Genomic DNA, 15,114 nt, shown 5'->3' with positions numbered 1-15,114 from the left:
GAGGAGAGGCATGTTCCGCGAGATCCCACAGGGCCTGGAGTGGCGCGAGGGGCACCAGGTGCTGCGAGTCGAGGCGTGGGGACCCGACAGCGTGCGCGTGAGGGCGGGCCTGGCGGTCGTGCGCGACGGCATCAGGGGCGCTCTGCTGGACCGCCCGGAGGGGCGGGTGGAGCGCAAGATCGGCGCGGACTCCGCGGTGCTGGTCACCGGCAGGCTGCGGGTCGAGCTGGGGGACGGCGTGGTGCGGTTCGTCCGCGACGACACCCAGGAGGAGCTGCTCGCCGAGGAACCGATCCACTTCTGGTGGCCGGGACCGCGCCTGTTCACCGCCACCGGCAACGGCTACCACCGCGTCGAGCAGAACTTCCGCTCGTACGAGGGGGAACGGCTCTTCGGCCTCGGCCAGCACCAGCACGGCCTGCTCGACCAGAAGGGGGCGGTCGTCGAGCTGGTGCAGCGCAACGCCGAGGTCAGCATCCCGCTGCTGGTGTCGAACCGGGGCTACGGCCTGCTGTGGAACACCCCGGCCGTCGGCAGGGTCGAGCTCGGCCGCACCGCGACGCGCTGGATCTCCGACAGCGCGCGGCAGATCGACTACTGGTTCACCGCGGGACAGCCCGCCGAGGTGCTCGAACGCTACGCCGGGGTCACCGGGCACCCGCCGGAGCTGCCGGAGTGGGCGGCAGGGTTCTGGCAGAGCAAGCTGCGCTACCGGTCGCAGGAGGAGCTGCTGGAGGTCGCCCGCGAGCACCACCGCCGCGGCCTGCCGCTGTCGGTCATCGTCGCCGACTTCTTCCACTGGACGCACCTGGGGGAGTGGCGCTTCGACCCGGCGGAGTGGCCGGACCCGGCCGCGGCCGTGCGGGAGCTGGAGGAGCTCGGCGTCAAGCTGATGGTGTCGGTGTGGCCGTCGGTCAGCCCGTTGTCCGAGCACTACCGGACGATGCTGGACCGCGGCCTGTTCCTCGCCAGCGAACAGGGGCCGCCGGTGCACGCCGACTGGCCGGACAAGGGCGTCGCCGAGGACGTCGGGGTGTCGTTCTACGACCCGTCGAACCCGGACGCCCGCGCGTTCGTCTGGGAACAGGTCAGGGAGAACTACTACCGGCACGGCATCCGCGTCTGGTGGCTCGACGCGTGCGAACCGGAGCTCAAGCCCGGCACGCCGCAGAACCTGCTGACGCACGCGGGACCAGGTCTCGAAGTGATCAACGCCTATCCCGCGGACAACGCGCGGGCGTTCTACGACGGCATGCGCGCCGAGGGCGAGACGGAGATCATCACGCTGTGCCGGTCGGCGTGGGCGGGCAGCCAGCGCTACGGCGCCGCGCTGTGGTCCGGTGACATCCCGGCCACCTTCGACTCGCTGGGCCGCCAGATCCGCGCAGGCCTGAACGTGGCGCTGAGCGGCATCCCGTGGTGGACCACCGACATCGGCGGCTTCCACGGCGGCGACCCCGAGTCGCCCGAGTACCGCGAGCTGGTCGTGCGGTGGTTCCAGTACGGCGTGTTCTGCCCGTTGTTCCGCCTGCACGGCTTCCGCGAACCGATGGCGGGCCTCGGTCCCGGCATGACCGGCGGCCCCAACGAGGTGTGGGCGTTCGGCGACGAGGCCTACCGGCTGATCAGCGAGCTGATGTGGCTGCGCGAGCGGTTGCGGCCCTACCTGATGGACCAGATGCGCGTCGCCCACGAGCACGGCATCCCGCCGATGCGGCCGCTCTTCGTCGACTTCCCCGACGACGGCGCGGCGTGGGCGGTCGACGACCAGTTCCTGCTCGGCCCGGACCTGCTCGTGGCACCGGTGTACGCCGCCGGTGTGCGCGAGCGGGACGTCGTCCTGCCCGCCGGTCCTCAGTGGACCGACGCGTGGACCGGCGAGACGTTCGCGGGCGGACGGACGGTGCGGGTGTCCGCGCCGCTGGACCGCATCCCGCTGTTCCTGCGCGATGGCGCGGAACTCCCCGTTCATGAGAAGTCCGACGCGAAGGAGCGGTGACGTGCTCGGTGAGAAGGGCTTGGACCGGAGAGGTTTCCTGGGGCTGGTCGGCGCGGGGGTGCTCGCGACCGCGACCGGCGGCGCGGTCACCGCGTGCGGGGCTCCACCCGCTCAGCAGACCGGGACCGCGCTCGGCGGCGCGGAGCTCGCCGGTGTGCTGCCCACGCACGTCCCCGTGGAGTTCGCGAAGCCGGACCTCCCCGGCGTCGGCGGTTCCCCGGCGGCGTACCTGGAGTACCCGGCGCAGCTCGTCGAGGCGATCAAGGACAAGCCCGGTTCCGGTGGTCAGGTCACCGCGATGACGCCGTCGTTCTGGCCGGTGCCGCCGGGACTCGGGCAGAACGCCTACTACGGCGCCGTGAACGCGAAGCTCGGCGCCACGATCAAGTTCGAGCAGGTCAGCGGCAACGACTTCCAGCAGAAGCTGAGCGCGATGATGGCGGCGCGGCAGGTGCCCGAGATCGTCGTCATGCCGTCGTTCACCATCCCGGCGCGGTTCACCGAGGGCGTCGGCACGGTGTTCACCGACCTCACCGACTTCCTCAAGGGCGACGAGGTGCGCAAGTACCCGATGCTCGCGAACATCCCCACCGACGACTGGCTGGGCTGCGCGTTCAACAAACGGCTCTACGGCGTGCCGTTCCCCGGTTCGCTCTACCCGGAGACCATCTACTACCGCGCCGACCTCTTCAAGCAGCTCGGGGTGGCGCCGCCCAAGTCCGCCGCCGAGTTCGAGCAGCTGTGCAAGAAGATCACCGACCCCGCGGCGAACAGGTGGGCGCTCGGGGACGTCTTCCGCGCGATGGTGCGGATGTTCGGCGGCCAGGGCGACTGGAGCCGCGACTCGTCCGGCAAGGTGGTCAACCAGCTGGAGACCCAGGCCTACACCGAGGCGGTGAAGTTCACCCGGTCGCTGTGCGCCGCCGGCTACGCCCACCCCGACTACGTCTCCGGCGGTCTCAGCGGCACCAGCAAGCACAAGGACCTGTTCGCCAACGGCCAGATGCTGATCATGCAGGACGGCGTCGGCGCCTGGAAGGAGATGCTGGCCGCCCAGCGGCCCTCCGACCCCGGTTTCGACATGGCCGCCATGCCGCTCTTCCACCACGACGGCGGCAAGCCGTCCTACCCGGTCTCCACGCCCACCAGCATGATCACGATGTTCCGCAGGGACCTGCCGAAGGACCGCGTCGAGGAACTGCTGCGGATCGCCGACTTCGCCGCGAGCCCGATCGGCACGCAGGAGTACCACCTGGTCAACTACGGCACCGAGGGCACGCACAGCACGCGTGACGCCCAGGGCGAGCCGCAGCTGAACGACCTGGGGCGCAGGGAGATCACGCTCACCTACGGGTTCTTCGCCGGTCCGCCGCCGATCATCAGCAACCCCGCGTACCCGGACTTCGTGAAGGCCCAGCACGCCTGGTACGCCGACACGCACTCGCACCGCACCAAGCCGCTGGAGTTCGGGCTCAAGGTGGACGAGCCCGCCGAGTTCTCCAAGCTGGCCAAGGAGTTCCAGGACAAGACCATGGACGTCATCTTCGGCCGCACGCCGGTCGCGGAGGCCGGGAAGCTGGCGGAGGAGTGGCGGCGCAAGGGCGGCGACCAGCTCCGCGAGTTCCACACGAAGGTCCTGGCCGATGCCGGGCGCTGAAGCCCTCACCCGCCGGCTGCGGCGCGACTGGCCGCTGCTGGCGATGGTGGCACCCGCGATCGCGGTGTACGCGGTGTTCCACTACGTGCCGTTGCTGGGCAACGTGATCGCGTTCCAGAGCTACTCGCCCTACACCGGGATCGGCGCCAGCCCGTTCGTCGGGCTGTACAACTTCCAGCGGATCTTCAGCGATCCCGGCTTCTGGCAGGCCGCCGCCAACACGGTCACCATCACGCTGTTCCAGCTGGTGTTCTACTTCCCGGTGCCGATCCTGCTCGCGCTGCTGCTCAACAGCCTGCTCAGCGCCCGGCTGCGGATGCTGGTCCAGAGCGTGGTCTACCTGCCGCACTTCTTCTCGTGGGTGCTGGTGATCACGCTGTTCCAGCAGGTCCTCGGCGGCACCGGGGCGATCAACGCGTTCCTGCGCGAGCAGGGCGCGCAGACGGTCGACATCATGAACAACCCGGACCTGTTCCTGGGACTGGTGACGCTGCAGTCGGTGTGGAAGGACGCCGGCTGGGGCACGATCATCTTCCTCGCCGCGCTGTCCACCGTGGACTCCAGCCTGTACGAGGCGGCCGCGGTCGACGGGGCGGGCCGCTGGCGCCGGCTGTGGCACGTCACGCTGCCCGCGCTGGTGCCGGTCATCGTCCTGCTGCTGATCCTGCGGCTCGGTGACGCGCTGAGCGTCGGGTTCGAGCAGTTCCTGCTGCAGCGCGACGCGGTGGGCGCGGACACGGCCGAGGTGCTCGACACGTACGTCTACTTCACCGGCGTGGTCAACAACGACTGGTCGTACGCGGCCGCCGCCGGGTTGGTGAAGGGCGTCGTGGGACTGCTGCTCGTGCTGGGGGCGAACAAGCTCGCGCACGTGTTCGGCCAGCAAGGGGTGTACCAGAGGTGAGCCGGGCTTCGTGGGAGGAGAGACCGACGCCGTTCGGCCGTGCCGCCAAGGGCGTGGTCGTGGCCGTCGTCGTGCTGGTGGTGCTCTTCCCGCTCTACGTGGTGGTCCTGACCAGCGTCTCACCGCAGGCCGCCATCACCAGGGCGGGCGGGCTGGTGCTCGTTCCGGACGGGGTCAGCCTCGCCGCGTACTCCGAGCTGCTGGCCGGGGGCGTGGTGAGCAGGGCGGTGCTGGTCAGCACCGGCGTCACCGCCGTCGGCACGCTCTTCAGCACCGTGCTGACGCTGCTCGCGGCCTACGGGCTGTCGCGGCCCGGGTCGTTCGCGCACCGGCCGTTGCTGTTCGTGGTGCTGCTGACGTTCCTGTTCGGTCCCGGCATGATCCCGGCCTACCTGCTGGTCAGCTCGCTGGGGCTGCTCGACACCTACGCCTCGCTGGTGCTGCCCGGCGCGGTGGCGGCCTTCAACCTCGTGGTGCTGCGGTCGTTCTTCCTGTCGATCCCGCAGGACCTGGTGGACAGCGCGCGCATCGACGGCGCGAGCGAGTTCGGCATCCTGCGGCGGATCGTGCTGCCGTTGTCCAAGGCCGTGACGGCGGTGATCGCGATGTTCTACGCGGTCGGCTACTGGAACGCCTTCTTCAACGCCTTCCTGTACCTGAACACGCCGGACAAGTGGCCGCTGCAACTCGTGCTGCGGCAGTACGTCCTGCAGGGCCAGCCGATTCCCGGCACCGGCGGGGAAGCGGTGATCGAGGGGGGCGCGCCGCTGCCGACGCTCGCGGTGAAGATGGCCGTGGTCGTGATCGCCGTCGTGCCGGTGCTGTTCGTGTATCCGTTCGTGCAGAAGCACTTCACCAAGGGCGTCATCCTCGGCGCCGTCAAGGGATGAGACATGCCGGAGCTGTCCGACGTCACCCGTGGCCGCCTGCTCTACGGGGGCGACTACAACCCGGAGCAGTGGCCGGAGGAGGTGTGGTTCTCCGACGTCGGCCTCATGCGCGAGGCCGGGGTGAACCTCGTGACCGTCGGAGTGTTCTCGTGGGGCCGGCTGGAGCCGTCACCCGGCTCGTTCGACTTCGGCTGGCTCGACCGGGTGCTCGACCTGCTGCACCACAACGGGATCGGCGTGAGCCTCGCGACCCCGACCGCCTCGCCGCCGCCGTGGATGAGCCTGCGCCACCCGGACACGCTGATGGTGACGGCCGACGGCGTGCGGATGTCGCACGGGTCCCGCAACCACTTCTGCCCTTCGTCCGCCGTGTACCGCCACTGCGCGACCCGGATCACCACGGCTCTGGCCCGCCGGTACGCGTCGCATCCGGCGTTGTCGATGTGGCACGTGAACAACGAGTACTGCGAAGTCTGCTACTGCGGCGGGACGGCTCGGCACTTCCGCCGGTGGCTCGCCGCGCGGTACGAGTCGCTCGAGGCGGTGAACGACGCGTGGGCGACGACGTTCTGGAGCCAGCACTACGGCGAGTGGGAGGAGATCCTGCCGCCCCGCGCGGCGCCCTACCTGCGCAACCCCACGCAGGTGCTGGACTTCCGTCGGTTCTGCTCGGAGGCGCTGCTCGAGTGCTTCCGCGCCGAGCGCGACGTGCTGCGCGAGATCACGCCGGACGTGCCGGTCACGACGAACTTCATGGGACTCCACGCGCCGCTGGACTACTGGCGGGCGGCCGCGGAGCAGGACTTCGTCTCCCACGACTGGTACCCGGACCTCGAGGATCCGGGCGCGTGCGTCGAGTCCGCCCTGAGCTACGACCTGATGCGCGGCCTGGCAGGAGGCCCGTGGTTCCTGATGGAGCAGTCCGCCAGCGCGTCACGCGGCCCGCGCAGGCCGCCGGGCCAGCTGCGCGCCCAGTCGCTGCAGGCCGTCGCCAGGGGAGCCGACGCGGTGTGCTTCTTCCAGTGGCGGGCTTCCCGTGCGGGTGCGGAGAAGTTCCACTCGGGCATGGTGCCGCACCGCGGTGCGGACAGCCGGGTGTTCCGCGAGGTCAGCGCGCTCGGCCGCGACCTGGCGTCGTTGCCGGGCGTCGTCGGCGCACCCGTCCCTGCCCAGGTCGCGATCGTGGTGGACTGGGACAGCTGGTGGGCGGTCGGCGATGAGCACCTGCCCGCGCGGATCGACCTGCTCCGGCGGCTCCGTGACTTCTACGAACCGTTGTGGCGGCTGGGGATCGTCGTGGACTTCGTGCGGCCGTCGTCGGACCTGGCGGGGTACCGGCTCGTGCTCGCGCCCAACCTGTACCTGCTCACCGCCGCGGACGCCGCGGGCATCCGGTCCTACGTGGACGGCGGTGGCACGTTCGTCATGGGCTTCCTGTCGGGGGTGGTCGACGAGAACGACCACGTCCTGCTGGGAGGTTGTCCCGCGCTGCTGACGGACGTGATGGGGTTGTGCGTCTCGGAGTTCCTGCCCCAGAGCGGCACGCTGACGTGCGACTCGGAGCTGCTCGGCTCCTTCGTCGCGGACTTCTGGGCGGACGACGTGGAGACCACGACGGCGTCGGTGGTCGCCGCGGTGTCCGGCGGCGAGCTGGAAGGCATGCCCGTCGTGCTGCGCAACGACTTCGGCGAGGGCACGGCGTGGTACGTGGCGACCAGACCGTCGTCCGGGGCGATGCGGGCGTTGCTCGGGCACGTCGCCTCGCAGGCGGGCGTGCCGTCGTCACCCCCTCCGGAAGGAGTCGAGGTGGTGCGGCGCGGTGACTTCCAGTTCGTGATCAACCATCGGAGCGAGCCCGCGGAGGTCGTGGTGGACGGCGCACACACCGACCTGCTGAGCGGCGAGGTCGTCAGCGGTGCCGCGGTGTTGCCGCGCTACGGCGTGAAGGTGCTGCAAGCACTTCCATGACGTCGACCTGTCCTGCCGGACAAGCCGACGTCATGGGGTTTGTCCGCTGCGGACAGGTTGGCGCGGTGGGCCAACCGGCGGTGTCACCGGGTCATCGGCTGGCTAGGGTCCGATTCTGGGAGCGCTCCCGGAAATCGGACATGCACATTGGCGCAACATTTCCCAGGAGGTCGTCGTGACCTTGCGATTTCTCCGGACGGTGGTGGCCGGCCTGCTCCTCGTGGCCTGCTCGGTCATCGCCCCGGCCGCGGCGGATGCCGCCGCACCAGCGAGAATTATGACGCTGGGCGACTCCATCACCGGCTCGCCCGGCTGCTGGCGGGCGCTGCTCTGGAAGCACCTGCAGGACACCGGGCACACCGGCGTCGACTTCGTCGGCTCGCTGCCCGCGCCGGGGTGCGGCTTCACCTACGACGGTGACAACGAGGGCCACGGCGGGTTCCTGGCCACCGGCATCGTGCGGGACAACCAGCTCCCCGGCTGGCTCGCGTCGGCACGGCCGGACATCGTGCTGATGCACCTCGGCACCAACGACGTGTGGAGCAACATCCCCACGAGCACGATCCTCGGCGCCTACACCACGATGCTCGGCCAGATGCGGGCGAGCAACCCCGCGATCAAGCTCGTCGTGGCCCAGATCCTCCCCATGACGCCGTCGAACTGCTCGGCGTGCGCGCAGCGGGTGGTCGACCTGAACAGCGCGATCCCCGGCTGGGCGCGGGCGAACAGCACGGCGGCCTCCCCGATCACGGTGGTCGACCAGTGGACCGGCTTCGACACGGCGACGGACACGTCCGACGGCGTGCACCCCAACGGTTCCACCGGCATCCAGAAGATCGAGAGCCGCTGGTACCCGGCCGTCGTGGCGGCTCTGGGCAGCCAGCCGGCAGCCACGGGCCTGCACATCGAGGGCGCGAAGGTCGTCGAGGCGAACGGCACGCCGTTCGTGATGCGCGGTGTGAACCACGCGCACGTCTGGTACCAGTCGCAGACGAGGGCGTTCGCGGACATCAAGTCCTTCGGCGCCAACACGGTGCGCGTCGTGCTCGGCAGCGGCCAGCGGTGGGGTCCGACCCCGGCGGCGGAGGTCTCGACCGTCATCTCGCTGTGCAAGCAGTCGAAGCTGATCTGCGTTCTGGAGGTCCACGACACCACCGGCTACGGCGAGCAGAGCGGTGCGGCGACGCTCGACCAGGCGGCGACGTACTGGATCAGCGTGGCCAACGCCCTGAAGGGCCAGGAGAACTACGTCGTCATCAACCTGGGCAACGAGCCGTTCGGCAACAACGCCCAGACCAGTGCCACGTGGGCGAGCGCGACGAGCGGCGCGATCAGCCGGCTGCGCGGCGCCGGGCTGCAGCACCTGCTGATGGCGGACGCCCCGATGTGGGGCCAGGACTGGGGCAACATCATGCGCGACAACGCGGCCTCGGTGCTCGCCGCCGACCCGCAGCGCAACACCGTGTTCTCGATCCACATGTACGGCGTCTACAACACCGCGGACAAGGTCAACGCCTACTTCGACGCGTTCCGGACGGCCGGTCTGCCCCTGGTCGTCGGGGAGTTCGGGCACAACCACAGCGACGGCGACCCGGACGAGGACACGATCATGGCCCAGGCGCAGGCCCGCGGGCTCGGCTACCTCGGCTGGTCGTGGAGCGGCAACAGCAGCGACGTCGCCTACCTCGACATGGTGAACTCGTTCGACCCGGCGAGCCTCACGCCGTGGGGTGAGCGGTTCCTCAACGGTGCCAACGGTGTTCGCCAGACTTCGAAGGAGGCGACCATCTACGGCGGCGGTGGAGGCGGCGACACGCAGGCGCCGTCCACGCCGGGCACGCCGTCCGCGTCGGGCGTGACGTCCACCGGTCTCACGCTGAGCTGGACCGCGTCGACCGACAACGTCGGCGTGACCGGTTACGACGTGCTCCGCGCCGTCGGCAGCGGCTCGTTCACCGCGGTGGGCTCCGCCACGTCCACCACGTACACCGACAGCGGCCTCACCCCGTCGACCACCTACCGCTACCAGGTGCGGGCGAAGGACGCGGCGGGCAACACCTCGGCGGTGTCCGGCACCGTCTCCGCCACGACGAGCGCGGGCGGCGGAACCGGGACGTGCAAGGTCGGCTACTCGGGCCAGAACTGGGGCGGTGGCAACGGTTTCACCGCGAACCTGACCATCACCAACACCGGTAGCAGCGCGATCAACGGCTGGACGCTGGCCTTCAGCTACGCGAACGGCCAGCGCGTCACCCCGCCCGGCTGGGGTGCGACGGTCGCCCAGTCGGGCGCCGGCGTCACCGCGACGAACCTGACGTGGAACGGCACGCTCGCACCGGGCGCGTCGACCGGGATCGGCTTCAACGGCACCTACAGCGGCTCCAACCCGGCGCCGTCGTCGTTCACACTCAACGGGAGCGCCTGCACCACGGGCTGACCACGGGTTTAAACGATTCAACAGGCTGTCCGAATGCGGACAGCCTGTTGCTGTGCGCCTTGACACACTGCAACGCACCGAACACGCTAGCTTCGCCGCCCAGATTGAAACGTTTCATCCAGCGACGAAGGTGGAGACGACGTGCGCAGACGGGAGTTCCTCAGGACATCGGCCGTCGGGCTGACCGCGACCGCGCTACCGGTCGGGGTGGCCCACGCCGCCGGGGAGGAGAAGGCCGGCGGTGTGCGGGTCGTGCGCACCACCGTCGAGTACGCGGAAACGTTGCTGGGCACCGACGTCACCGTGCCCCGCCTGGGCTGGGTGCTCGCCGCCGACGGCACCGGTGCCCGGCAGACCGCGTACCAGGTCGAGGTCGGTACCGCGCCCGGACGAGCCGACGTGTGGCAGTCCGGCCGGGTGACCTCGGACCGCACGACGGGCATCGCCTACGGGGGCAAAGAACTCAAGCCCCGCACGCGGTACCACTGGCGCGTGCGGGTGTGGGACGGCGCGAACCGGCCGTCGGCGTGGAGCACGACGAGCTGGTGGGAGACCGCCCTGCTCGGTACTCCGTGGCAGGCCAGGTGGGTCGGCGCCCCGGACACGTCGATCGGCTTCACCGGCGCCCGGTGGATCTGGTCGGACACGACCCCGGCGGAGAGCCGGTGGTTCCGCACCGCGGTCGACCTGCCCGCCGACGCCGTGCGCGCCAGGCTCGTCGCGACCGCCGACGACGACTTCACGTTGTACGTCAACGGCTCCGAAGTGCTGCACGTGCCGGAGCAGGTCGACGTGTGGAAGGTCGGGCAACGCGCCGACGTCACCGGTCTGGCCGGACGGCGGATCGTGCTGGCCGCGCGTGCCACGAACCGGTCGGAGGGGCCGGCGGGATTCCTGCTGCGGCTCGTCGTCGACCTTCCCGGCGGACAGCGCGAGGTCGTCACCGGTCCCGGCTGGAAGGTGGCCTCCACCGACCAGCCAGGCTGGCAGACCCCGGGCTTCGACGACTCGGCGTGGGTCCCCGCGACCGTGCTCGACCCTTACGGCCAGGGCCCCTGGGGGTCGAACGTCACGGTTCGCGAGCAGCCCGCGCCGTTGCTGCGCAAGGAGTTCACGCTCGGCAAGCCGGTCAGCCGCGCCCGGCTGTACGTGTCCGGCCTCGCCTACCACGAGACCGAGATCAACGGCCGCCGCGTCGGTGACCGCGTCCTCGACCCCGGCTTCACCGACTACGACAACACCGTCCTGTACGCGACGCACGACGTCACCGGCATGGTCCGCTCCGGCCGCAACGCGATCGGCGTGACGCTGGGCCGCGGGTTCTACGGCATGAAGACGCCGAACGCGTGGCGGTGGGAGTCGCCACCGTGGCACGACGAGCCGAAACTGCTGGCACAGCTGGAGATCGACCACCCGGACGGCACCCGCACGACCATCACCTCCGACGAGTCGTGGCGGCTGACCGACGGCCCCACGGTGTCGAACTCGCTCTACACCGGCGAGACCTACGACGCCCGCCTCGCCCCGCGCGACTGGACGAAACCCGGCTTCGACGACTCGAAGTGGCAGACCGCACCCGTCAGGCCTGCTCCGAAGGGCGCGTTGAAAGCCCAGGAGCACGAACCGATCCGCGTGGTCGAGTCCGTCACGCCGACCGCGGTCACGTCACCGAAGCCCGGTGTGTTCGTCGCCGACATGGGCCGCACGATGTCCGGCTGGACGCAGCTCACCGTCACCGCGCCCGCGGGTACCGTCGTCCGCCTCGAGCACGGTGAGACGCTGAACGCCGACGGCACCGTGCGCGCGCAGAACGATCTCGTCACCGGAAGCCGCTTCCAGCTCGACGAGTACGTGTGCGCCGGTGGTGAGGGGACCTGGGAGCCGAAGTTCTCCTACAAGGGCTTCCGCTACGTCGAGGTGACCGGCCTGACCGCCGCGCCGCGCCTCGTCGGACGCGTCGTGCACTCGGACGTGCCGACGGTGAGCACGTTCCGCTGCTCGGAGCCGTTGTTCGAGAAGTACGACGCCGCGATGCGCCGGACCGTGGCGAACAACCTGCACGGCATCCCGACCGACACGCCGACCTACGAGAAGAACGGCTGGACCGGCGACGCCCAGGTCGGCGCGCCGTCGATGCTGGCCGAGTTCGGCATGGCGAAGTTCTTCACCAAGTGGCTGGGCGACCTCGCGGACAGCCAGGACGAGGCCGGCCAGCTGCCGGTGATCGTGCCGAGCGGCGGCTGGGGCTACCGGGAGCTGGCGCCCGCGCCCGAGTGGACGACCGTGTACCCGTTCGTGCTGCGCGAGATGTACCGGGTCTACGGCGACGACCGGCTCGCCGCCCGGCACTGGCCGGTGCTGACCCGCTACCTGGACTGGGAGATCGGCAGGCTGCGCGACGGGCTCGCCGTCACCGCGCTCGGCGACTGGCTGCCACCCGGCTCCGGTGGCATCCCGCCCGAGGACACCCGGCTCGGTGCCACGGCGTACCTCTACCGCGCGCTGCTGCACACCGCCGAGCTCGGTGACGTGATCGGCAAGCCGGTCCCGCGCTACCGCGAGGTGGCCGCCGGTCTGCTGACGGCGTTCAACAACGCGTTCCTGGACGGCTACTACCGCACGGCCAAGGACCCGGACTTCCGGCAGACGTCGAACGCGCTGCCGCTGGCGTTCGGGATGGTGCCCGCCGGGTCCGTGCAGGCCGTCGCCGACCGGCTGGCGAGCGAGGTGCGGGCGAACGGCGACCACCTCAACGTCGGCTGCCTCGGTGGCAGCGTGCTGCTGCAGGTGCTGAGCGACCACGGGCACGCCGACGTCGCGCACGCCATGGCCGTCGAGCGGTCGTACCCGAACTGGGGCAACTGGTTCGAGAACGGCGCCGACACCATGTGGGAGATGTGGGACACCGGCACCCGGTCGCGCAACCACTACTTCAAGGGCACGATCGTCCAGTGGCTGTACGAGAACGTCGTGGGGCTGAAGCCGGGTGACGCGGGCTACCGGACGTTCACGGTCCGGCCCAACGCGACGGACGGCGTTTCGTGGGCACAGCTGGAGTTCGAGAGCGTGCGCGGACGCATCGGCGTGGCGTGGAGCCGGGTCGACGGCGTGCTGCGGCTGACCGTCGAGGTGCCGGTCGGGTCCACCGCCGAGGTGCACGTGCCGGGCAGGAGCGCGGTGACCGTGCCGCACGGGCGTTGGAAGTTCGACGGTGGAACTCCCGTGCCGGCGTCCTGACCGGGTATTGCGCTGAGGTGCAAAGGCTTCTGCGAACGGCGGTGGGCATTGTTGACTTCCGCCATGGGAAGCTTCAAGAAGATGGTCAGCCGGGTCGCGGCCGCCGCCGCGGTGGCGCTGTCGGTCGTCGCCGTGAGCGCGCCGCCGGCCGGCGCCGCCGCGAGCGACTTCATCTACTCGGGACAGGACTACGGGTACGCCGGGGCGTCGTTCGACTGGACCGGCCGGAGCTCGATCGGCAACATCGACCTGATCGTGTCCGACTGGGGCTGCGACGCCAAGCCGGTGTACGCGTACTTCCTGTTCTACACCGGATCGCTGACCCCCGACACGACGCCGACGCGCCGGTACGACTACTCGGGCTGCGACGAGGGGGACTACACGACGTACAACAACCTGACGTGGTCGATCAGCGGCGACTCGATCACCTACCTGGGCGTCGTCGTGTGCCGTGACGCGTCGAACGGCCCGTGCAAGGTGGGCGGGCTGTCCGGTCGCAACCCCTACGCGTAGCAGCGGTTCTACCGGAACAACCTGAGCGGCACGGCCTGCGCGAGCATGCGGTAGCCGGTCGGGGTGAGGTGCAGGTGGTCGCCGACGTCCGCGACGGGCAGCAACCGGCGCGGACCGGCGGGGTCGCGCACCACGGCGTCGAAGTCGAGGACGGCGTCGAACCGGCGGCTCGTGCGGATCCACCGGTTCACGGTCTGCCTGGCCGACTCGCGGAAGCCGCCGGGGTCGTCGTAGCCGTGACCGCCGAACGGGAGCAGCGTCGCGCCGTACACGTCGATGTCGTGGGCGTGGGCCCGGTCGATGATCTGCTGGTAGGCCGCGATCAGGTCTTCGGCGACGGCCTGTTGTGCGGCCGCGGTGGTGTCGGCGGTGCCGATGTCGTTGACGCCCTCGAACAGGATCAGCCGGCGGACTCCGCTCTGCGCCAGCAGGTCGCGGTCCAGGCGGGCCAGGACGCTGGGGCCGAGGCCGTCGTCGAGGACCCTGTTGCCGCCCGCCGCCTGGTTCAGCACCGGGACGTCGCGCACGCGGTCGAAGAGCTGGTCCGGCCAGCGGTCGTTGCCGTTGGTGGTGGAGCCGCGGCCGTCGGTCAGCGAGTCGCCGATGACGACGACCCCGGAGGTCCGCGAGCGGAGGACCTCGACGCCGCTCAGGAAGTACCAGTGGTCGACCGGCGTGGCGCCCGGCAGGTCCGCGGCTTCGGCGTGGTCACCGGCCAGCAGGTGCGACGTGGTGCGGGAGCCGGGGTGCGAGGTGACCCGGCTGGACGCCTGGCCCCGCGCGAGGTAGGCCGTGACGGTCAGGTTCGTGCCAGGAGCCAGGGCGAAGTCCAGCGGGTCGGACACCACCAGTGCGCCGATGCGGACGTCCACTGAGGACCGTCCGTTGAACGTCACCCGGCGCACGCTGCCGGGTTTGATCGAACTGACCCCTGCCTCGCCGCCCGCGGGGAGTGCGACGGTGACCGACGTGAGAGGCAGAACGGCGCCGCCGAACGCGTTGCTGAACCGCAGGCGCAGCCGCCGCCCGCCGACGGTGACCCGCACGGTCTGGCGCAGGGTCGCGCCGGCCAGCACCAGTTCGCCGTCGGTGAAGGGCGGTGGTGGCATGTTGTGCGGCTCGGTGAGCTGGGGCATCGCCGTCCACGTGTGGACCCAGCGCTCACCGGGCGCGGCCCGGGCGACAGCGGGGGTGAGGGCACCCGTGACGGCCAGTCCGAGGAACGAACGCCTGCGCATTCTCCACGCCCCTTTCGCGCCACGCCCCAACCTAGGAGCGGGCGCGAAAGGGAGTCAATCCGTTCGACGCTGTTCGACGGCGCGCGGGAGGAAACGCCGGAGCGGCAGGGATTGGCGCACCATCCGCCGCAGGTCGGCGAGCGTGCCGGACGCCGCGCCCACGGCCCGCGCCTGCACCAGGACGTTGCCCAGCGCCGTCGCCTCGGCGGGTCCCGCCACGACGGGCAGGCCGCACGCGTCGGCGGTGAGCTGGCACAGCAACTCGTTGCGC

10 protein-coding genes are annotated in these 15,114 nt (G+C 70.6%); 8 read left to right on the top strand and 2 right to left on the bottom strand.

All coding sequences use genetic code 11. The features are described 5' to 3' along the window. Nucleotides 1-10 precede the first annotated feature (10 nt). The 8 genes from VM306_RS34890 (at nucleotide 11) to VM306_RS34855 (ending at nucleotide 13,605) form a co-directional block, all read left to right on the top strand. Entirely contained in the window at nucleotides 11-1,999 is a 1,989-nt protein-coding gene (locus VM306_RS34890) for a TIM-barrel domain-containing protein (protein WP_325522565.1), read from the top strand. 1 nt (nucleotide 2,000) lies between these two features. Then, nucleotides 2,001-3,656 carry an extracellular solute-binding protein gene (locus VM306_RS34885; protein ID WP_325522563.1) on the top strand — a complete coding sequence of 552 codons (1,656 nt, stop codon included), beginning with the start codon at nucleotides 2,001-2,003 and terminating at the stop codon, nucleotides 3,654-3,656. Further along, nucleotides 3,643-4,560, top strand: coding sequence for an ABC transporter permease (locus VM306_RS34880; protein ID WP_325522561.1), 918 nt, complete (start codon nucleotides 3,643-3,645; stop codon nucleotides 4,558-4,560). The genes VM306_RS34885 and VM306_RS34880 overlap by 14 nt, the downstream gene beginning before the upstream one ends. After that, the gene (locus VM306_RS34875) at nucleotides 4,557-5,450 is read left to right on the top strand and encodes a carbohydrate ABC transporter permease (RefSeq protein WP_325522559.1); all 894 of its coding nucleotides are present in this window, start codon (nucleotides 4,557-4,559) and stop codon (nucleotides 5,448-5,450) included. The genes VM306_RS34880 and VM306_RS34875 overlap by 4 nt, the downstream gene beginning before the upstream one ends. 3 nt (nucleotides 5,451-5,453) lie before the next feature. Then, entirely contained in the window at nucleotides 5,454-7,418 is a 1,965-nt protein-coding gene (locus VM306_RS34870; RefSeq protein ID WP_325522557.1) for a beta-galactosidase, read from the top strand. A gap of 175 nt (nucleotides 7,419-7,593) precedes the next feature. Next, nucleotides 7,594-9,855, top strand: a complete 2,262-nt coding sequence (locus tag VM306_RS34865; protein ID WP_325522555.1) for a cellulase family glycosylhydrolase — start codon at nucleotides 7,594-7,596, stop codon at nucleotides 9,853-9,855. 141 nt (nucleotides 9,856-9,996) lie between these two features. Then, nucleotides 9,997-13,092, top strand: coding sequence for a family 78 glycoside hydrolase catalytic domain (locus VM306_RS34860; protein WP_325522553.1), 3,096 nt, complete (start codon nucleotides 9,997-9,999; stop codon nucleotides 13,090-13,092). Nucleotides 13,093-13,155: 63 nt separating this feature from the next. Further along, nucleotides 13,156-13,605: a hypothetical protein gene (locus VM306_RS34855; RefSeq protein ID WP_325522551.1), complete on the top strand. Its 450-nt coding sequence runs from the start codon at nucleotides 13,156-13,158 to the stop codon at nucleotides 13,603-13,605. Nucleotides 13,606-13,613: 8 nt separating this feature from the next. On the opposite strand, the gene VM306_RS34850 is transcribed toward VM306_RS34855, so the two are convergent. Both VM306_RS34850 and VM306_RS34845 read right to left on the bottom strand, forming a co-directional pair. Beyond that, nucleotides 13,614-14,843, bottom strand: a complete 1,230-nt coding sequence (locus VM306_RS34850) for an SGNH/GDSL hydrolase family protein (RefSeq protein WP_325522549.1) — start codon at nucleotides 14,841-14,843, stop codon at nucleotides 13,614-13,616. A gap of 54 nt (nucleotides 14,844-14,897) precedes the next feature. Beyond that, nucleotides 14,898-15,114 (bottom strand): FGGY-family carbohydrate kinase (locus VM306_RS34845; protein ID WP_325522547.1); only part of this gene is annotated, 217 nt, incomplete at its 5' end.

The organism is Lentzea sp. (assembly GCF_035525475.1).
Classification (GTDB): Bacteria; Actinomycetota; Actinomycetes; order Mycobacteriales; family Pseudonocardiaceae; genus Lentzea.
Note: the sequence above shows the minus strand (reverse complement) of the source record. Positions and strands in the feature narration are given on the sequence as shown.

Coding starts and splice junctions, on each gene's coding strand:
- VM306_RS34890 (WP_325522565.1), top strand. CDS start 11: ATGTTCCGCGAGATCCCACAGGGCCTGGAGTGGCGCGAGGGGCACCAG.
- VM306_RS34880 (WP_325522561.1), top strand. CDS start 3,643: ATGCCGGGCGCTGAAGCCCTCACCCGCCGGCTGCGGCGCGACTGGCCG.
- VM306_RS34870 (WP_325522557.1), top strand. CDS start 5,454: ATGCCGGAGCTGTCCGACGTCACCCGTGGCCGCCTGCTCTACGGGGGC.
- VM306_RS34855 (WP_325522551.1), top strand. CDS start 13,156: ATGGGAAGCTTCAAGAAGATGGTCAGCCGGGTCGCGGCCGCCGCCGCG.
- VM306_RS34850 (WP_325522549.1), bottom strand. CDS start 14,843: ATGCGCAGGCGTTCGTTCCTCGGACTGGCCGTCACGGGTGCCCTCACC.